Source organism: Coleofasciculus sp. G3-WIS-01 (assembly GCF_040223135.1).
Taxonomy (GTDB): Bacteria; Cyanobacteriota; Cyanobacteriia; order Cyanobacteriales; family Coleofasciculaceae; genus Coleofasciculus.
In genome coordinates this window covers 15410-33955 of the sequence record NZ_JAVJZI010000291.1, presented here as the reverse complement: position 1 = coordinate 33955, position 18546 = coordinate 15410, and the positions used below count along the sequence as shown (strand labels likewise).

The window sequence follows — 18546 nt, the reverse complement described above, 5'->3', positions numbered from 1 at the left end:
ATTTTGCCCAGAAACCGTAGGGGCGCACTGACGTCATTGGTGTCAACTTAAGGTTGAAACCCTTACTTACTTAATAAGAGATCCCCCCTAGCCCCCCTTGGAAAGGGGGGAACCAGAAATTAATCAAAGTCCCCCTTCAGATCCCCCTCCCGTCCCCCTTAAGATCCCCCTTCCGTCCCCCTTATAGATCCCCCTTCCGTCCCCCTTAAAAAGGGGGAAACCAGAGGATGCTTCGCTCTTGTTGCACGGGGAAGCCAGAGGATGCGAGAGCCTTTTTTGCACGGGGGAAGCCAGAGGATGCGAGAGCTTTTGTTCCATGGGGAAGCCGGATTAAATTTTCCCCAATCACCGTTTGTTTTGCGGTTGTTGAATCGGAATCTCAACCACCAACTCAGATCCTTGTTCAAGTGTCGAATTACACCACAGCTTACCGCCATGTTTTTCGACAACAATTTGGTAACTAACCGCCAACCCTAAACCCGTCCCTAAACCCACAGGTTTCGTAGTAAAGAAGGGATCAAAGAGCCGTTTTTTAGTTTGTGGACTCATCCCGATTCCGTTATCTGTGATGCGGATAAAAACATAAGGAGTACCTGGTTCAGAATCATCCCTTTCTCCCCTAGAATTTTCCTCGGCTACATCATCAGCCATGGGAGACTTAACCGAGTCTGTTTGGCTAATACCTGTGCGAATCGTAATTGTTGGAGAAAATAGCCCCATCCCGTCCAAAAACTCTGCCTCAGTTGGAGACGAATAATGACTTGCCTTTTCCTCGATCGCGTCAATCGCATTGGTCAATATATTCATAAAAACTTGATTTAACTGTCCGGGCCAACAATCGATGGGGGGCAAATCTCCATACTCTTTAATCACACAGATTCCGGCTGATCCCGGCTTCTCCTTAAGTCGATATTGCAGAATCATCAAAGCACTCTCAATACCCGAATGAATATCTACTATTTTGCGTCCTGACTCATCTAAACGAGAAAAAGTCCGCAAAGATTGAACAATTTCTCGAATCCGTTCAGCGCCAACCTTCATTGAATATTGAAGTTTAGCAAAATCTGTCAATATAAAGTCCAAATCGATGCTATCGATCCGCTCTTTAAGAATGGCTGGAGGATTAGGATAAGCGGTGCGGTAAAGTTGTACCAGCGCGATGAGATCTTGGTAATATTCTTGGGCATAAATAAGATTGCCATAAATAAAATTAACCGGATTGTTAATTTCGTGAGCAATACCCGCCACAAGCTGACCCAAACTGGACATTTTTTCACTTTGGATCAACTGAGATTGGGTGCGCTGCAAATCGTGGAGAGCTTTTGATAATTGTGCGGCTTGTTTTCGAGCATGTTCTGTGGCTTGACAGCTAGCGGCGTAAAGTTCAGCTTGTTGGATTGCCATGAGCAGTTGAGAGATCACCCCTTCGAGGAGTTCAATTTCGCTATCTATCCAAGGGCGAGTTTCCTGAGTGTGGCTGCAACTAATCACCCCGGTGATTCCGGAAGGGGTTTGTAGGGGGATAAGCAATAGAGACTGATAATCGAGCGATCGCATAAATTCCTGTAATAAGGAATCGCTCACCGTTTCCACGGTATCAATCCGCATCATGTTCAGATGGTATAACTGATGCGTGAGAACTTCATTGGTGTCCGCCCAATAGCAGCCTGTCAAATCGGGAAGCCAAGACTCTCGATCTTCGGTGACAACTTCCCAATAACCGGGTACTTGCTCAGCATGATACCGGATAAACTGACAGCGATCGATTCGCAATAGCTGGCGGATTTCTAGTACAGTTGTTTTCAGAATCGTATCGAGGTCTAAACTGTTGCGGATTTGGGTTGAGAGGCGATTGAGCAAGCCTTCTTGGTGAGCTTTTTCGCGCAAGCGGGCTTCTGAGCGTTGCAGAGCCGATTCAGCCGCTTGACAGGCGCTCATATCTTGAATGACGTGCAAAAAGTACTTCGGATTTCCTTGAGGCGATCGCACTACGGATATAGTGATTTGTACCCAGACAATGCTGCCATTTTGGTGTCGGTAGCGTTTTTGTTGACAGTGACTCTCAAGGGTACCGGCTAAGAGTAACTCCATTATCGCGCGATCGCTTGCCCAGTCATCGGGGTGGGTTAGGTCTTGCCAGGTGCGTGTGAGGACTTGATCACGGCTGTAGCCAACGATGTCACAAAACTTAGGGTTAACCCGAATTATTTTACCATCCGTCGATACGTGTTTGATGCCAACGGCTGCTTGCTCAAAGGTATCACAGAAGCGATCATCACATTCATTTAGCTGTGCCTCAACAGGTTTGGATGGAATGTCCACAACAGAGGTTCTAGCTGTATTAGGTCGGGTGGGGTTGGAATGAAACAAGGGTTTTGAGTTAACGCTAAACCAAGTTAATGTGCCGTCAGGTTTTAAAATGCCTATGATAACATTCGGAGGATGAAAAAGTTTTCGGTTGAGACGGCGGGCGGAGGACACAGCGCTGGAAAAGCCATGTAGAGACGTAGTCGGCTACGTCTTTGTTTGAATTTAGCGCTTGGACTCTGATAACACTTTTTTGTACTTATGTAGATTATTGGTTCAATAATGGTATCTCCTGCTATCCGGTATAATAATACACCTAGTCATAGCAATCGTTAATTAAGAATTTGTCTTCATAATTTCCCCAAGCTCCTATTTTCCCAGGTAAACAAACATTAAGCAATGCTCCAAACTCCTACCAACTGGTCTAACCTGCTGCAACAAATCCTCGACAGACAATCATTATCCCGTGAGCAAGCCTCCCAGTTAATGCAGGGGTGGCTAAATGAGGAGATTCCGCCTGTTTTATCCGGGGCGATTCTGGCGGCGATTCAGGCAAAAGGAGTCTCGGCATCCGAATTGGCAGGAATGGCTCAAGTGTTGCAGGATCAATCCTTACAGCAGGAAACCCTTGACCATAAAACGCCAGTTATTGATACCTGTGGCACAGGTGGCGATGGTGCATCCACCTTTAATATATCGACGGCTGTAGCATTTGTGGCGGCGGCGGCTGGTGTAAGGGTTGCCAAACATGGGAATCGTTCAGCCTCCTCGAAAGTGGGTTCAGCCGATGTTTTAGAGGCTTTGGGCGTCAATTTATCTGCCCCACCAGAAAAAGTCCAGTCCGCATTGGATGAGGTGGGCGTGACTTTTCTTTTTGCCCGGGGATGGCACCCAGCGATGAAAGCGGTAGCCCCGTTGCGACAAACCCTGAAGGTGCGGACGGTATTTAATCTGTTAGGACCTCTAGTCAATCCATTGCGCCCGACAGGTCAAGTGATTGGTGTATTTGATGCCAATGTAGTATCAACGGTTGCCCATGCTTTAGAGCAAATGGGAATTCATCAGGGAATTGTCCTACATGGACGAGAAAAACTGGATGAAGCAGGATTGGCTGACGAAACCGACTTGGCGCTGCTATCTGATGGTGAGGTGCGACTGTCTACGCTGAATCCGCAACAGCTTGGTTTGACTTCAGCACCCACAGGGGCGTTGCGTGGCGGCGATGTGGCGGAAAATGTGGACATTTTAACTAATGTTTTACAAGGGAAAGGAACAGCCGCCCAACAGGATGTGGTGGCGTTAAATACCTCATTAGCGCTGCAAGTGGCTGGGGTTGTGGCGTTGGAAGATCATAAAGCTGGGATTGAACAGGCAAAGGATATCTTGGAAAGTGGGGCGGCTTGGTCGAAATTGGAACAACTTATTCAATTTTTGAAGAATTAGACATTTTTATTCTGTAGGGGAACGGCACTGCCCTACCCTCATCAGTCAACTGGAAGAAGAGAGAGGGAGAGAGTGTCAAATTATGCTACACAAAGTTCAGTGTAAGCGTAAATTGAGGTGTAGCGATCGCGATGAGCCAAATCACGTTCCAGATTGTTAATTATAAAGAATATTCAGCCGCTATTCAAGGGGTGAGAAGCTCGGTTTTTCATATTGAACAAGGTGTTGATCCAAGTTTGGATTTGGATGGTAAAGACGAAACCGCAGACCATATCCTAGCCTATATCGAGAATCAGCCTGTGGGAACCGTCAGGGTGAGATATTTGGATCATCAAACGGCTAAAATTGAACGCCTTGCTGTTTTATCGGATTTCCGAGGACAAGGAATCGGTAAGACATTGATGGAAAAAGCCCTAGAAATTGCTGCAAAAAACCAGATTAATACAGTGGTCATTCACGCTCAAGATTATGTCAAATCTCTTTATCTAAAACTCGGCTTTTTACCAGAGGGAGAGAGATTTGAAGAAGCGGGTATTTCTCATCTGAAGATGATAAAATCACTTAGTTATTAGACTTTAATTTGGTGCTGAAGGCATCCCGGCACCCGTGCTGATCAACAATGAATTATGAAATACCAATTACATCAATGGAAAACGGGGAACCGCAAATATCTAGGTATTCTGGGACTAATTTGGCTAGCCAGCGCTTTGTGCGATCGCCTGTGGTTTGCTCTTGATAATTCTGTCCCTGGTTGGGATCAGGCGGATTACTTGACAGGTTCGTTAAATTATTGGCAAGCGTTGCAGCATCCTGAGTGGTTCTCTGGGGAATGGTGGACGAATTTATGGCAACTTTCGTCTAAAATACCGCCTTTTACTTATATCGCTACGGCTATTATTCAACATGTTTTGGGTCGGGGAACGGATCAAGCTACGCTGGTTCTGTTATTATTTAGTGCTATTCTTATCGGCTCAGTTTATGGTTTAGGTGTCCAACTATTCAACCGTCGGGTTGGATTATGGGCGGCTGGATTAACGGTGCTTTTACCGGGACTCTATCGCTATCGTTTAGAATTCCTTTTGGATTATCCCTTGGCTGCTGTTGTTACCCTCAGTTTCTTTTGTCTCACGGTTTGGCGAACTCAAAGTTTAAAACCTGTAATGGCTAAACCGCAACCCAATTACCAATCCCTACTCTGGGCAATAATTTTTGGTTTGTCTCTGGGATTAGCGCTAATGGTTAAGCAAACAGCGCTGTTTTTTCTATTTATACCAATTATCTGGGTTATCGTGGGGACTATTCGACGGCGAAATTGGGGGCGATTGGCTCAGTTAATCGCTGGATTGTTGGTGTCTGTGTTGATATTTGGTCCCTGGTATCGCATTAATTGGCTAATCATTTTAACCTCTGGGAAACGAGCTACGTTAGATTCCGCGATCGCAGAGGGTGATCCGGCGCTGAATAGTTTGGAGGCTTGGCTTTATTATGGGAGGATTTTACCTTTTTTGGTGTCGTGGGTTTTGTTGCTTGTCCCGATTGTTGGTTTGATTCTTTATTGGCGTAATAAAGATCGAATTTTGGGTACGGAGGATGTTTTTTCAACGCAGAGGGGCGCAGAGGTTAACGCAGAGGGGCGCAGAGGGTTTCAGAAACGATATGGGTTGGGTGGGTTAGGTTGGTCTTTCGGTTGGCTGGCTGTGTTTTTGGTGGGGGGTTATCTGTTGTGTTCTCTGAATGTGAATAAGGATGCTCGGTATATTTTGCCATTGTTACCTGTATTTTCGTTAGTTTTAGCATCGGGTTTGGTTGTATGGCAAGGTGGTTTTGGACAACAGGTTCGCTGGGGGACGGTGGGGTTGGCGTCTGTGTTAATGGTGCTGAATTTGTTTCCTTTGGGAGGCGATTTTTTTACCCACTTTCTTTCGCCGCTTGTTCAACATTTTCCTTATTTGGGACAACCTGTTCCTCTGGTTCAGGTGATTGATGAAATTATCCAAGTATCTCCGAATTTACAGACAACGTTAGGGGTATTACCGTCAACTCCTGAAATTAATCAGCACAATTTAAATTATTATGGGGCGTTGCGGGATTTTCAGGTGTATGGGCGTCAGGTGGGAGTACGGGAAAAACAGGTTGAACAGGATGCGCGATCGCTGTCTTGGTTTGTGACAAAAACAGGTGATCAAGGTTCTGTTCCTGAAGCGCAAGCAGCTATGGTGGAGACTGTTGAACAAGGGGGTGAGTTCAAACTTTACAAGTCTTGGGATTTAATTGATGGTAGCATTTTAAAGCTTTATCATCGACATCAGCCATTTTTAAAGGTAGAAAGAATTAACAGTAAACAGTCAATTGTTAGAGCGAATTTAGACCCAATATTCAGATATTTACCAATAAATAAACAACAAAATCAGCCCTTATTCAAAAGCATGTCCTTGAGAGAAGCGAAGGGTCAGAAGCATACCCTTGAAGGACATGAAGGGTCATACATTCGTATTCGTAGGGGAGAAGCATTCGCGCCCAAATGTGTCGGTGTCCTACAAAAGTCCCAGCGCGAATGCTTCGCCCAGACAAATGTCAAACGGTCAAAATCTAAAATTCAATTAAATCGGGTGATTGTGCCAGAAACAACCCCTCCTGGTTTTCCCACACCTGTTACCTATGAATGGACAGGGAATTGGCAACCGTTACAATCGGGAATTGTTTTATTAACTTGGCATTCACTGGAAGGAAAATCTCAATATCAATGGTTACATGATCATGGTATTGCTATGGGAAACTTGTTTCCTAAATCAACAAACAACCGTCAGCTATCAAGAGTTACCAATCCACCACCAAAATACCATGTTATTGAACGAATGGCGATGTTACCTCCAGCAGATATGCCCGCAGGGATGTATACATTAAAAGCTACTTATTTGAATCGAGAGACGGGGGAAACCTATCCGATATCTGTACCAACGGTTAGGATAAAGATTGACCCAGAAGCGTCTACAACACCTGCACCGGAATTAGATTTAGTTACCCAATTTCGGACATTAGCCGCTACTTTGCCAAAGGGTTCTGATTCCCTGGAGGCTATCTTTGAACAAACGGGGCGGATTAATCAGTATGACCCGATTCAGGACTATCTCGTGCAGGTAGATTTGGCGTTAACTCATCGGTTAAAGTTGGAACCGCAACGGCTAGATTTGGCTTATGCTCTAGCTTTATCTAAGGTTTTGCAGGTAGATTCTCAGGGTGCGATCGCGGCATTACAACGAGTCGTTCAGCTTGATTCACAAAATCCTTATGCTCATGCTTATCTTGCTTTCGTTTATTTGTATGAATGGCGGGGTCAAGATGCCCAGAATGCGCTCAAGCCTGCCTTAAGTCTTAATCCAAATCTGTCTGAACTTCAAGCTCTTTCTGGTATTGCTTCCTTGATGCAAGGGAATTTGATCAAAACATGGTATTTTCTGGATAAATTTGTAATTAGTCCTGACTAGAATACTGAGAAAGAGTGAGTTTATTTAATTCGCTCATAATAACCGAGATAAATCAATTCCAGCTTCCCCCCATACTCCTGAATCAAGGTGAGTTGACGCCGATACAATCCACGAAAGGTGTTGGCAAATATTAGGGTAGCGATCGCGACACTCAACCCGGCGACGGTAGAAATTAAGGCTTCACTGATCCCGCCTGTCACACCTACGGTGGTTTGACCGCCAATATCCCCAATCTGTAGGGCGGCAAAGGCGTCAATTAATCCTAATATAGTGCCTAAAAGTCCGAGCAGAGGTGAGACACTAATGATGGTCTCAAATGCCGTGTTGAACCGCTTGAGAATCGGTAACTCTCCTTGCAGGGCACTTTCGAGGGCGAGTCGAAATTTCTCTGGAGTGGGATGTTTGAGTTCCAACGCCGCTAGAAAAATTCGTGCGATTGGCAGATCACTATTTTGTTCTAGTTTGAGAAAGGCTTCTGGAGGATTTTGTTGGTACAGGTGCAGTACCTCTCGCATCAGGCGATTCTGGCGCTGGGTGACTCGCCACCAAAAATTTAGCCGCTCTAAAATTAGCGCGATCGCTAAGATGGAAAGCACTAACAGGGGCAACATAACTACCCCACCCAAGGAAAAGAAGGCGTTCAAGGACATGCAGTTGCTCAAGTATCTGCATTACCCATTGTCATGGAAAAGGGTGAAAAGTTTTGAAGCAAGTAGGGGCGGGTTTCACTATTATCGTTTCTTTTGTGCCCTGATGTGACTAAACCCGCCCCCTGACACCCATACGTGCCATGGCACGTCTCTACCCATTCAGGAGGGGATGTAACGGCTACGGAGTATTGGGGATGCGATCAATTTGGGCATAACCACTGAATATTAGCTGTTGTCCCTGAGTTTCTAGGCGATTGATTCGCATAGTAACGCCATCAAGATTGAAGCGATCCAGATCCACCATATTATTCAAAATCTTATCCAGGGCATCGGTCAAGGCTTCAGATTTGCCTCGCAATTCCTCTGGAATAGTATCCGGTTCAAATTTAGAGTCTTTGAAGAGAATCCGCCGCCGCTTTTCTACAGCCAGAGTTGAGGTCATGCTAATCGGCACTAATTCCTGATCGGGAAGGTTTACTTTGGCAAAAAGCTGAATCCGGTTATTGGGAAGCAGCTTTAGTTGCACGTCAGTGAAGGAAATTTGCTGACCCCCAGTGAGATCCTCTAATTCGGGAATGGAAATATTTTCTAAGCGCTTTCTCACCAGTTCGGCTTTAAACGACTGGTTGATATCGGGTTCTGTTAACACGACTTGGGCGATCGCTTGGGTAGGTTGCTTCAGGTGAATCTGACCCTTGAGCACAGAACTGAAGTCCAAGGACACAGCGTCTGTTTCAAAGGACATCTCCTCAGTCCGAAACTCTCTACGGATCACCAAGCCTCGCCCATGCATCTTAAAACTGTCAATGCTACCCTGTAACAGTTTACTGGAGGGATTGCAGCGCACCGAAACCTCGACAGACTCACTGCGAGTAAAGAGGTGGCGAATCGTATTGCTGGCGACGGTATTGAGCATCCGTTCGCCCCAATCTGTACCAGACGGGTTGGTTAAACCGGCAAAGCCACCGAGCATAGTAGTCCTGTTATCCACGCGAGTTGTCTCTTTACATTTGTAACAAAATGTGAAGCCTTCAGCAATCTCACGGTGGGAATATTGATGAATATCCCGAATTTGCGACTAGCATAGACCCAGGGTTGACTTGGGGTCTAGCGATAGGAATAAAATTTCTGAAGTTAATGATTAGTTTTGGCAAAGGTGCAGGATTGATTACACCTGATGCAGTGGGCAACTTTCGACAAAACAGGAAATATTATTCAGACATTACCCCTGAAACTTGAGTCACTCCTGTTATTGTACAGGCGACGGCTATAGATGCAATCATCCGTCGTAACTTTGTTCTGATTAAGGCAATAATGAAATCTTATCAATTATTTTTAAACCGTAGTCTAGGACAGTCAAAGTATTAGGAGGGGAGCATGTCAATCCGGGTGTTTGTGTACGGGACTCTCAAACCTGGGGAAGTCAATTATCTGCGCTACTGTGAGGGAAAAGTGTTAGCCGCCCAACCTGCGATCGCGTTGGGTCAACTGTTCGATTTGCCCCTCGGCTATCCGGCGATGATCCCTGGAAAGAGTCCGGTGCGGGGCTTTTTGCTGACGTTCACTGAGCCAAATCTTTTAACCGTCTTGGATAAGCTAGAAGACTACAATCCGCACCGATTCCCAGAGGACAATGAATATTATCGACAACAAGTGACTATTTATGATCTGGCTAACCAATCTTTAGGACAGGCTTGGATTTACCTCATGCAACCTAAACGAGTGCAGCGTTTAGGGGGTACACTCATTTCTTCCGGTTGGTGGAGTCGCACTTGAATGATGAATTATGAATACCCCATCGTCAGAAAATGGGGCATAAGGGGGAAATGCTTTTGTGTTTTCACAGCCAGCGACAGGAATTTCAGCCTACCTAACCAAATCAAGGGTTGAGTATAGCAGGATCAATAAAATTTTCCGCCGATGCACTTGTCGCCTTGGGGATTTGGATAACTGGACGGTTGACAGCAATCATCAGAGGCTCCGCCGCCTCTTCTGTTAGAGGAGTTTGAGCCAACCTTGGCATCAACTGGCTCCCAGGGAGAATTCCGGAAAAGGCACTGACAAACATCGCCGCGATCGCAGCACCACCCCAAACCATCGTGTTCCGCATCCGGCGGCGATCAATGCGGGTAAACACCTGATTCGCCGTCTCTTGAGCGGTTACCTGATTTGCAGGTACGGGAAGCTGATGCAACCCTTGGCGTAGCTTCATCAGTCGAGCATACAAGTGCTGGCTATTGGCATCCCTTGCCAGCCACTCTTGCACTTGATAGCGCTCAGCTGCTGTGACCTCACCATCAATATAGGCGCTGATGAGTTCAAAGCGATCGCGCTGTAGACTATCCATTTCTCTGGCAGTTTCTTGCCCTGAACCGTTATGAGCATCAAAATTAGAGTTCATTTTAGATCACCACCGAGTCTTCACAAGCGCTCAAATAGGGTACCGTTATCGTCTGTAGCATTTTCCCACACTGACTCTAGCCGAGAGAGGGTGTGGGCTTCCTTTGTCGTAATCTTGCAATTACGCCCAGAGGCATTTTATAGTGAGGAGATGCAATCACCCCACTTTTAAACTTTATCGGGTTGTCAGGTTTGGCTTTTACCGTCAATTTGTCAGCTTTTGCACCTTGACAAATAATAGTTAATGACCTTAGCCAGTGTAACGCAAGACTTGGGTTAGCTAGTACACCCTTCATGGGATTGGGATCAAGCAGTTGGGACTACTTTACCCAAGATGTTATATATCCCATCATAGAATGAACCAAGGTTTAGCGGAACAGTTTCCCCATTATAATCTGGAGACAATTAAGCCTCTAGATAGGGTTGCAGTTGAGATTGTAGTCTTGAGCGGGCACGGGCGATACGCGACTTGACGGTTCCCAGGGATACGCCTGTAATTTCGGCAATTTCTTCATAAGCCATCCCTTCAATTTCTCGCAAGACAATAGTCGTGCGGAATGCTTCAGGTAAGTCTTTGATAGCTTCCCGTAGTTGGGCATAAAATTCCCGCGTTGCCATATTGTCTTCCGGACTTGGACCATCAGCGGCAATTTCCCAATCCATCTCACCATCATTCATCTGACGCGGTGCATCCAGTGACAATGGCGGAGCTACCCGTTTGCGTTTACGCAGCTCATCATAGAAAAGATTGGTCGCGATCCGGCTCAACCAGCCCTTAAATTTGACGGGTTCATTGAGGCGCTTAATATTCCGGTAAACTCTAATCCAAACTTCTTGCGCCAAGTCGGGTCTGTCCTGCCAATCTGGAGCAAGATGGTATAAAATCTTCTCCACATGGGACTGATATCGGCGCAGCAGTTCAGCAAAAGCAGCCCGGTCAGGAGTAATACCGTCCTGACAGCGCAAAATTAAATCGTAGTTCGAGAGTTTGTCAGGTTGCACCGTCACATTATTGGGTGTGACCTCAACCGGTGACCAGGATAGAGAAATCGATTGGCTCATGGATGGAATGGGTGCTAGAACATCCTTACTCTCCACAGACGCCTGACTTCACGTAGAGTTCCCGCTCAGATTAGCAAAGGCTTGGTTGGGGTGAATAAACTAACTTTTAATTATCTCTATTCAAACCTACCAAATACATCCTCCAAACGGGTAGTGTTTCCCGTCAAGTTCTACTGTGGCATCTGGAAAAGCCTATCATCATTCTTCTAGAGGAAAGACATCCTATCCGGAAAAAAGGGTTTGGCGGTTTTTCCTGTCAAGTTTAAAGTGGTTTTGATAGGTTAAACTTGTCCCGGTGTGATAGCCTCCTAAGTAATTATGGGCGGAACCTTCTCACTCAAAACTAGCTTGATGCTGCTTTGCTTTGGAGCAGCAGGATTATTATTGTCAGTGGCGTGGCAACAAAGTCAATCGATACCACTCCCCTCTGAGATTGCCCAATCGGTTCAGAGGACATTTCTGGATGGAGAGGATGAGAGTGACTTGGATTCGCCCCAGCTATCAGGGAAGTACGGTGAATGGATGAGAAAGCGAATGACGCTTGATTGGGGATGGGGAGTAGATGCGCCTGTTCCCTTAGCCGGATTAATTTTACCTCATCCAGCTTCATCGGGGCGAAACGCGATCGCACAAGCATTACCCCTGACTCCCCATCTGAATCAGGCAATAGCCGCTCTGAATGTACGCTTAGTAGTGGATTTGAGTGATGCCAAGGTGTATAGTTACTGGGGGGAGCAAGAACTCGCTAGCTATCCGGTTGCTGTGGGTCAACCCGGTTGGGAAACACCGACAGGCAGCTTCAAGGTTCTCCGCAAGCAGCGTAATCCCATCTGGCGACAACCCATTACTGGTGATTTAATCCCGACAGGACAGGATAATCCCTTAGGCGATCGCTGGATTGGATTTTGGTCTGACGAACACCATCAGATTGGCTTTCATGGCACTAATGATGAAGATCTCGTGGGTAAGCCAATTTCTCACGGCTGCTTACGGATGCGAAATACTGATATTCAGGCATTGTACGAACAAATTCAAGTCGGAACACCTGTCTTGGTGCGGAAATGATTCGTCATTGGTCATTGGTCATTCGTTAGGGAACGGATTGACATCCTCCCCCTACTCCCAGACGCGCCATGGCGCGTCTCTACATGCTCCCCCTGCTTCCCTGCGTCTCTATTAACTTTTGAGATCAGATTTGGGTTCAAAGTTGGGGGCGTAATCTTGGAGTAAGGAACTCACCTGCTGGAACAAATCTTTGCCGCTACTTCTACGAATCGCTTGGCGTTCAGAGCCAAAATCAGGTCGATGCAGATTTTGTGTGATCGCGGTATTAACTTGCTGAGTAATCAACTCTTGAAGTTCTTCTTTGGCTCGTTGACGTTGGTATTTTGCCCCTTCTTCTGTCGTAGCATACAGAGGGGGGAGTCGATTCAGAGCATAGGCGGCGATATCACCCACATCCAGCACTTGGTCCGTGGTTGCTTCAATTTCCGCCACTTGCGCGATCGCTTCGGTGAGTACCAATTCCTCCATCACGTTAATAAACTGCTTGCGAGGAACGGCGACAACTTCACCCGTCAACAGCGCTCCCATCAGGCGATCCAACGCCATATATTCTTCGATCGAAAGCTCTGATGCTGTATCACAAATACGTCCAACCTCAGTTTCCATGACTGGGGTTAAGTAACCATCTTGCAGAGCTTGTTCTACGATTTTTTCAATACTCATGGTAGTTGGATTGTGTTGCCCATTAGTAGCCCGAATCAAAGGGAGACTTACCAGAGTTTACCTTAAACAAAACCTATAAGTGCATAAGATGCCCAAAAATTTCAAGAAAACTTAAACACTGTTTTAGTCGATGCCTTCAAATCTCCAGGGAACTGGATCTACGGCAATGCCATGAACATACAGTCCCCAGTGCAAATGCGGTCCGGTAGAAGCCCCTGTTGATCCCACTGTACCAATTATTTGACCAGCTTGGACAAAATCTCCTTGTTGAACGTCGATCTGATTGAGGTGCAGCATAATACTCAATACTCCTTGACCATGGTCAATTCCTACTGTATTGCCATGCACCTGAAACCCCTCGGATTCTCGTCCCACTAACGCCACTCGTCCGGCTGCGGGTGCAACGACAGGCGAACCTGTCCCGGCGGCGTAGTCAACGCCTCGATGATAATAATCCTCAGCGAATACTCCGTTATAATAACGACGCACGCCAAACACCGTAGACACTCGACCCGCGTTAGGTTTAAGCAAAGGTCCATTCCAGAACTTTTGGGACGTCACCAATGTTTTAAACTCAGCCACCCGATTCAGTTCTAGTTCCGTGGCGGATCGGTTGGCGCTACCTGATAGTCGGATGCGTTGGGTAGGAAACGAACGATTTCTCAGGGATACAGCCAGGTTCCTCACCTCACCATCCCCAGTCACTTGAACTTGCAGACTTCCAGGTTTATCCAGAGGACTGGTTGGGAGTAAGGCGCGATAGCGATTAGTGGCGACAGAAAAGGTGGGATAGGTTTTTTGCCCGATGGACACCCTTGGCGGTTGAGTCGTGGTTTGAGTTTCAATCATCACAGACAGCGTATCCCCTAACTGTGGACTTTCTGGGGTTACTCGCACTTGCAGCGCGATCGCACCTTGACTCTTGATCGCCAAAACTGTCGCTATACCTACAGTTAACGCTGTAGTCCACCGTCCTTTGATCCCCCATGGTTTGGCAAGGAAATCTCGCGGAGTGACTAGAGGCGGTTGACTGGGAATTCCTGAACCCTGGGTGTTGAGTCTGGCTGTTTCAATGTCTTCAACCATTTAGCGTCTTGAACCTCAATTCAAACTGTTACCACAAAATAAGGCGATGGCACTCAAGGGGTAAGTTCCAACCGTTGAACTAAAATACATGATATCTGGAAATGCCAGTTTATTAAGAGGATGTCAAATGAGAGCTATCCTATCTGAGTTCACTCTGGCAAATTTCAAAAGTTACCGTGAAGGACGACTACCCCTTGGGTCGCTGACTGTCCTAATTGGTGCAAATGCTTCTGGCAAAAGTAATGCATTAGAAGGTTTGCGCTTTCTGTCCTGGCTGGCTCAAGGGAAAAAACTTTCCAGCATTCGATATGAGACAAACCGTTCTGATCGCATTGTTCGAGGTCGGATCAGCGATCTATGTGATCAAGAAGAATCAAGTTTTACTATCGGTTGCCACCTCGATCGGACTGAATGGAACGAACTCACCCTGACTCTCACTGTTCGGGATGGCGATCTACATATCAGTAGTGAGCGAATAACTGGAGCCTCAGATCAAGTACTCTACGATTTGGATAGACCTTCTCAGGGTATGGGAACGGATGTTGATGTGGCTTATAACAACTTTGCCAGAGGACGAAATAAGCCCCACATCACCTGTAGCGATCAGATGGCGATATTCGTTCAATTGGACAGCCCTGCTAGTTTTAATGCTAAGCACAAAAAGTCTCAACAGGTTATTCCAGAAATCGTCCGTAAGTATCAACGTGTGTTGGAGAACATTCTGTTTCTCGATCCCATTCCGGCAAGAATGCGCGAGTATGGCTTCAAGACGGATAAGCGATTGCAAGGGGATGGCAGCAATCTTTCTAGCGTACTATTTCGGTTATGGGAAGGTAATGCTAGCAATCAACAGGCAATTTTAGATTTTATCCAGAGTCTCCCAGAACAGGCAATTTCCGGGTTGGATTTTTTGATTGGACCGAGGGATGAAGTAATGGTAAGCCTCACAGAGACATTTGGGAACATCGAGCGCCCTTGTGAGGCAGCCTTGTTATCGGATGGAACCTTACGGGTACTGGCAATTGCTGCGGCTATGCTTTCTGCCACTGAAGGGAGCCTAGTGGTTATTGAGGAAATCGACAATGGCGTTCATCCTACCAGAGCTGAACATTTACTCGCCAGTATTCGGGCAATCGCTGAGCGCCGTAACTTGCGGGTACTCCTGTCCACCCATAACCCAGCGCTGATGGATGCTTTGCCTGATCGCGCCCTCGGAGATGTTGTCTTCTGTTTTCGTGATCCACAGGACGGAAATAGCCGTCTGATCAGACTCGGAGATATGGATGAATTTCCGGGTCTCGTATCTCAAGGTCCACTGGGGCAGTTGGTCACAACTGGAGTCGTTGATCGATTTATTAAATCACCGCACACTCCTGAGGAACGAAAACAGCGAGCAATGGATTGGCTTGCTCGTTTGCAGGGGTAGGGGAATGAGCAGCGTTTGCCTGATTGATACCAGCATATTTCTTAACTTGCTAGATGTCCCCAACTGCAATGCATCAAAGGAAGAAGTAACTGACGATTTTAAGACTTTTGCGGAGGCTGGATGTACCTTTCTCTTACCCATGGTGACAATCGTTGAAACAGGCAATCACATTGCTCAGAATGGTGATGGCAACATTCGTCGAACCACAGCTCAACGATTTGTTGTTGCTGTTAAAGCCGCATTTTCTGGTGAAGCACCTTGGCGACCTGTCGTTTTTCCCGATATGAAAGAGATTCTCTCCTGGATTGATGAGTTCCCCGATTTTGCGGGTAGGAACAAAGCTCCTAACAAACCCGAAGGAACAAGTTTTGGGGATTTGAGTATTATTCGGGAATTTGATAAGGCTTGTGACCGTTTTCAGATGAGTGAAGTTTTCATCTGGTCTCTCGATAGCGATTTACAGAGCTATTACCAACAACCTAGATAGGGTGAAGGTCGCCGAGTGACGAGGAATGGCTCGATCCGCCCGTTGACTCCAAACCCGGTTTTCTAACACAGAATGTTGCTGGAGTTAACAAAATGTTGGAAATCTTAAGAAAATTTGTATCCTAGAAGGATATAGCACTTTAATTTTTATAACGCACCGGTGCAAGAAGACTTCCGACTGATTATCGACTTCGTATCTGTTCTGGCGTCAGCAGCGGCTGGCGGACTTTTGGCATCCTCATGCCGTCAACCCCCGCTCTTGGGCTATATCGTCGGGGGGATGATTGTCGGTCCTGCGGGTTTGGGTCTGATTAAAGAGGTGATCCAAATTGAAACCCTGGCTCAGTTAGGTGTGGCATTTTTGCTCTTTGCCCTAGGGGTGGAGTTTTCCCTGGCGGAACTAAAAAAAGTACAAAAGATTGCCTTAGGTGGTGGTGGACTCCAGATCGTCCTGACTATCTTAGTCACCACATTAGTATCTTTGGGTATGGGTTGGGTCACGTCTCCCGCCCAAGGTGTGTTTTTGGGAGGAATTTTGTCGTTGTCGTCCACGGCGGTGGTTCTCAAATGCTTGATGGAACGCAACGAAACCGAAACCCCCCACGGGCAGGTGATGCTAGGCATTTTGGTGGTGCAAGACTTGGCATTGGGGTTAATGTTGGCGGTACTCCCGGCTTTAGACCAACCCACTGAAGTGATTGGCATAGCCGTGGGACTTGCCCTATTGAAAATTGGTCTATTTGCAGCGGGTGCCATTGCTGTAGGGATATGGTTGATTCCTTCGTTATTACGATTCCTTGCCCGTACTGAAAGCCGAGAGTTATTTTTACTCGGAGTTGTGGGTTTATGTATGGGAATTGCCCTGTTGACGGAAGAGTTGGGACTTTCGATTGAAATGGGGGCGTTTGTCGCGGGGTTAATGATTTCCGAGGTGGAATATGCCGATCAAACCCTAACTTATGTCGAACCCCTGCGGGATGTCTTTGCTGCCCTATTTTTTGCGGCGATTGGGATGCTAATTGATCCTATTTTCCTGTGGAATAACCTGGAATTAATTTTGGGATTGGTCTTGCTGGTTTCGGTGGGTAAGTCTTTAATTATAACACCAATCGTTAAACTATTTGGCTATCCCTTAAAAACGGCAATTCTGGCAGGTCTGGGGTTAGCTCAAATTGGAGAATTTTCCTTTGTGTTAGCTAGTGAAGGGCAAACCTTGGGACTGGTTTCTCGCCCGGTGTATCTTTTAATTTTAGGAACAACGGCGGTGACGTTAATTGTGACACCGTTTCTGTTACGATTAACCCCCTTGGCGTTGAACGGATTAGAGAACTTCCCACCCTTAAAACGGTATTTTGAACATAAGGATGCTCCCAAAGACGTATCCGTAAATAGCCAACAGCTAAAAGACCATGTTGTGATTTGTGGGTACGGGCGCAGCGGACGCAATCTGGTGCGACTGATGCAGGAACATAATTATCCGATTTTGGTGGTTGAGCAGTCAGAGCAGGTGATTGGGCAATTACGAGACGCGGGAATTCCTTATGTTTACGGTAATGCGGCTAGTTTACATGTTTTGGATAAAGCTGGGGTAGAACGGGCAAAATCTATGGTGATTGTTTTGTCTGATGCCATGAGTAGTCGGTTATGTTTAAAGCGATCGCTAGAATTAAACCCGAATTTAGATATCGTCGTGCGGGCGAATAAGGATCGGGATATCGAACTTTTGTACCAACTGGGGGCGCGAGAGGTGGTGCAACCAGAGTTTGAGGCGTCTTTGGAGTTAGCGACGCATTTGATGTCAGGAATTGGTGTACCCAATTGGGTAATTCAGCAGGAAATGGAGAAAATTCGCAGTTCTCATTATCTGGATTTGCGCCCGGAACAACCTCAGTCTCAGATTGCCCGAGATTTGCGGGCAGCGGCTGAGATGATGAATAGTAAGTGGTATGACTTGCCAGAGGATTCTCCGCTGACGGGTATGACGTTAGAACAAGCCGATATTCGCCGTTTGACTGGGGTTAGCTTGGTGGCGATTCGTCGGGTTGAAGGAGAGGAAATCGATTATCCCGATTCTGGGGCGACTCTGGAGGAAGGCGATCGCCTTTTGGCGGTGGGTGAACCCGATGAACTGTCTGCGTTTAAGAAATTGGCAAAGGGAGAAATGACAAATCCTGCCACCAGCAGTCCCTGTCAGTGGGTGTTGATACCTCCAGAAAGCCCCGCCCATGGCAAAACTCTGTCCCAACTCCATTGGCGGCGTCAATATGGGATTCAGGTGCAAGCAATCCGCCGAGAAGGGAGGTTTATCCCTTTTCCCGATGGGAATGCCGAAATCCAAGAGCAAGATCACCTATTATTGTGTGGCGGAAGTTATCCGCTAAATCAATTACAGGACTGGTTAACGCCACTGCCTGATAGTAGTGTCGCTGATGTCCCGGTTCATCCACAAATTCATGATGTTAGCTGATTCTGA

The 18546-nt window shown here is 46.7% G+C and carries 15 protein-coding genes; 8 read left to right on the top strand and 7 right to left on the bottom strand.

Annotation, left to right across the window (positions count from 1 at the left end):
- Nucleotides 1–345: 345 nt before the first annotated feature.
- Nucleotides 346–2370, bottom strand: a complete 2025-nt coding sequence (locus RIM23_RS31525) for a PAS domain S-box protein (RefSeq protein ID WP_446372568.1) — start codon at nt 2368–2370, stop codon at nt 346–348.
- Between the two features lie 336 nt (nt 2371–2706).
- On the opposite strand from RIM23_RS31525, the gene trpD reads away from it, so the two are divergent.
- From trpD to RIM23_RS31510, 3 genes are all read left to right on the top strand, one after another.
- Entirely contained in the window at nt 2707–3750 is a 1044-nt protein-coding gene (trpD, locus tag RIM23_RS31520; RefSeq protein ID WP_446372566.1) for an anthranilate phosphoribosyltransferase, read from the top strand.
- A gap of 131 nt (nt 3751–3881) precedes the next feature.
- Nucleotides 3882–4322: a GNAT family N-acetyltransferase gene (locus tag RIM23_RS31515; RefSeq protein WP_446372564.1), complete on the top strand. Its 441-nt coding sequence runs from the start codon at nt 3882–3884 to the stop codon at nt 4320–4322.
- A gap of 54 nt (nt 4323–4376) precedes the next feature.
- Nucleotides 4377–7235, top strand: a complete 2859-nt coding sequence (locus RIM23_RS31510; RefSeq protein ID WP_446372562.1) for a phospholipid carrier-dependent glycosyltransferase — start codon at nt 4377–4379, stop codon at nt 7233–7235.
- A gap of 20 nt (nt 7236–7255) precedes the next feature.
- Here RIM23_RS31510 and RIM23_RS31505 read toward each other — a convergent pair whose 3' ends face one another.
- Together RIM23_RS31505 and RIM23_RS31500 are read right to left on the bottom strand one after the other, a co-directional pair.
- Nucleotides 7256–7885: a MotA/TolQ/ExbB proton channel family protein gene (locus RIM23_RS31505; protein WP_446372560.1), complete on the bottom strand. Its 630-nt coding sequence runs from the start codon at nt 7883–7885 to the stop codon at nt 7256–7258.
- A 178-nt stretch (nt 7886–8063) separates the two neighbouring features.
- Nucleotides 8064–8858 carry an LmeA family phospholipid-binding protein gene (locus RIM23_RS31500; protein WP_446337705.1) on the bottom strand — a complete coding sequence of 265 codons (795 nt, stop codon included), beginning with the start codon at nt 8856–8858 and terminating at the stop codon, nt 8064–8066.
- A 404-nt stretch (nt 8859–9262) separates the two neighbouring features.
- Between RIM23_RS31500 and RIM23_RS31495 the strand changes: the two genes are divergently transcribed.
- Nucleotides 9263–9661 carry a gamma-glutamylcyclotransferase family protein gene (locus RIM23_RS31495; RefSeq protein WP_446372558.1) on the top strand — a complete coding sequence of 133 codons (399 nt, stop codon included), beginning with the start codon at nt 9263–9265 and terminating at the stop codon, nt 9659–9661.
- Nucleotides 9662–9764: 103 nt separating this feature from the next.
- Here the strand turns inward: RIM23_RS31495 and RIM23_RS31490 are convergent, their stop codons facing one another.
- Together RIM23_RS31490 and RIM23_RS31485 are read right to left on the bottom strand one after the other, a co-directional pair.
- Nucleotides 9765–10286 (bottom strand): anti-sigma factor family protein, encoded by a 522-nt coding sequence (locus tag RIM23_RS31490; RefSeq protein ID WP_446372556.1) that lies wholly within the window; start codon nt 10284–10286, stop codon nt 9765–9767.
- A 404-nt stretch (nt 10287–10690) separates the two neighbouring features.
- Complete coding sequence (locus tag RIM23_RS31485) at nt 10691–11347, bottom strand: sigma-70 family RNA polymerase sigma factor (RefSeq protein WP_446336195.1); 657 nt, start codon at nt 11345–11347, stop codon at nt 10691–10693.
- Between the two features lie 318 nt (nt 11348–11665).
- Here RIM23_RS31485 and RIM23_RS31480 point away from each other — a divergent pair, with 318 nt between their 5' ends.
- Nucleotides 11666–12412 carry a L,D-transpeptidase gene (locus RIM23_RS31480; protein WP_446372554.1) on the top strand — a complete coding sequence of 249 codons (747 nt, stop codon included), beginning with the start codon at nt 11666–11668 and terminating at the stop codon, nt 12410–12412.
- Between the two features lie 111 nt (nt 12413–12523).
- On the opposite strand, the gene RIM23_RS31475 is transcribed toward RIM23_RS31480, so the two are convergent.
- Both RIM23_RS31475 and RIM23_RS31470 read right to left on the bottom strand, forming a co-directional pair.
- Nucleotides 12524–13075, bottom strand: a complete 552-nt coding sequence (locus RIM23_RS31475) for a late competence development ComFB family protein (protein WP_446358807.1) — start codon at nt 13073–13075, stop codon at nt 12524–12526.
- 123 nt (nt 13076–13198) lie between these two features.
- Nucleotides 13199–14161 (bottom strand): M23 family metallopeptidase, encoded by a 963-nt coding sequence (locus RIM23_RS31470; protein WP_446372552.1) that lies wholly within the window; start codon nt 14159–14161, stop codon nt 13199–13201.
- A gap of 127 nt (nt 14162–14288) precedes the next feature.
- On the opposite strand from RIM23_RS31470, the gene RIM23_RS31465 reads away from it, so the two are divergent.
- The 3 genes from RIM23_RS31465 (at nt 14289) to RIM23_RS31455 (ending at nt 18540) form a co-directional block, all read left to right on the top strand.
- Nucleotides 14289–15587 (top strand): AAA family ATPase, encoded by a 1299-nt coding sequence (locus RIM23_RS31465; RefSeq protein ID WP_446372550.1) that lies wholly within the window; start codon nt 14289–14291, stop codon nt 15585–15587.
- A 4-nt stretch (nt 15588–15591) separates the two neighbouring features.
- Nucleotides 15592–16074 (top strand): hypothetical protein, encoded by a 483-nt coding sequence (locus RIM23_RS31460; protein WP_446372548.1) that lies wholly within the window; start codon nt 15592–15594, stop codon nt 16072–16074.
- 159 nt (nt 16075–16233) lie between these two features.
- Nucleotides 16234–18540, top strand: coding sequence for a cation:proton antiporter domain-containing protein (locus tag RIM23_RS31455; protein WP_446372546.1), 2307 nt, complete (start codon nt 16234–16236; stop codon nt 18538–18540).
- Nucleotides 18541–18546 lie beyond the last annotated feature (6 nt).

What these genes read in the sequence shown, in the direction of transcription:
- RIM23_RS31480 (WP_446372554.1), top strand. Translation starts at nt 11,666, where the DNA reads ATGGGCGGAACCTTCTCACTCAAAACTAGCTTGATGCTGCTTTGCTTT.
- RIM23_RS31495 (WP_446372558.1), top strand. Translation starts at nt 9,263, where the DNA reads ATGTCAATCCGGGTGTTTGTGTACGGGACTCTCAAACCTGGGGAAGTC.
- RIM23_RS31490 (WP_446372556.1), bottom strand. Translation starts at nt 10,286, where the DNA reads ATGAACTCTAATTTTGATGCTCATAACGGTTCAGGGCAAGAAACTGCC.
- RIM23_RS31500 (WP_446337705.1), bottom strand. Translation starts at nt 8,858, where the DNA reads ATGCTCGGTGGCTTTGCCGGTTTAACCAACCCGTCTGGTACAGATTGG.
- RIM23_RS31505 (WP_446372560.1), bottom strand. Translation starts at nt 7,885, where the DNA reads ATGTCCTTGAACGCCTTCTTTTCCTTGGGTGGGGTAGTTATGTTGCCC.
- RIM23_RS31465 (WP_446372550.1), top strand. Translation starts at nt 14,289, where the DNA reads ATGAGAGCTATCCTATCTGAGTTCACTCTGGCAAATTTCAAAAGTTAC.
- RIM23_RS31515 (WP_446372564.1), top strand. Translation starts at nt 3,882, where the DNA reads ATGAGCCAAATCACGTTCCAGATTGTTAATTATAAAGAATATTCAGCC.
- trpD (WP_446372566.1), top strand. Translation starts at nt 2,707, where the DNA reads ATGCTCCAAACTCCTACCAACTGGTCTAACCTGCTGCAACAAATCCTC.
- RIM23_RS31485 (WP_446336195.1), bottom strand. Translation starts at nt 11,347, where the DNA reads ATGAGCCAATCGATTTCTCTATCCTGGTCACCGGTTGAGGTCACACCC.
- RIM23_RS31510 (WP_446372562.1), top strand. Translation starts at nt 4,377, where the DNA reads ATGAAATACCAATTACATCAATGGAAAACGGGGAACCGCAAATATCTA.
- RIM23_RS31470 (WP_446372552.1), bottom strand. Translation starts at nt 14,161, where the DNA reads ATGGTTGAAGACATTGAAACAGCCAGACTCAACACCCAGGGTTCAGGA.
- RIM23_RS31460 (WP_446372548.1), top strand. Translation starts at nt 15,592, where the DNA reads ATGAGCAGCGTTTGCCTGATTGATACCAGCATATTTCTTAACTTGCTA.
- RIM23_RS31475 (WP_446358807.1), bottom strand. Translation starts at nt 13,075, where the DNA reads ATGAGTATTGAAAAAATCGTAGAACAAGCTCTGCAAGATGGTTACTTA.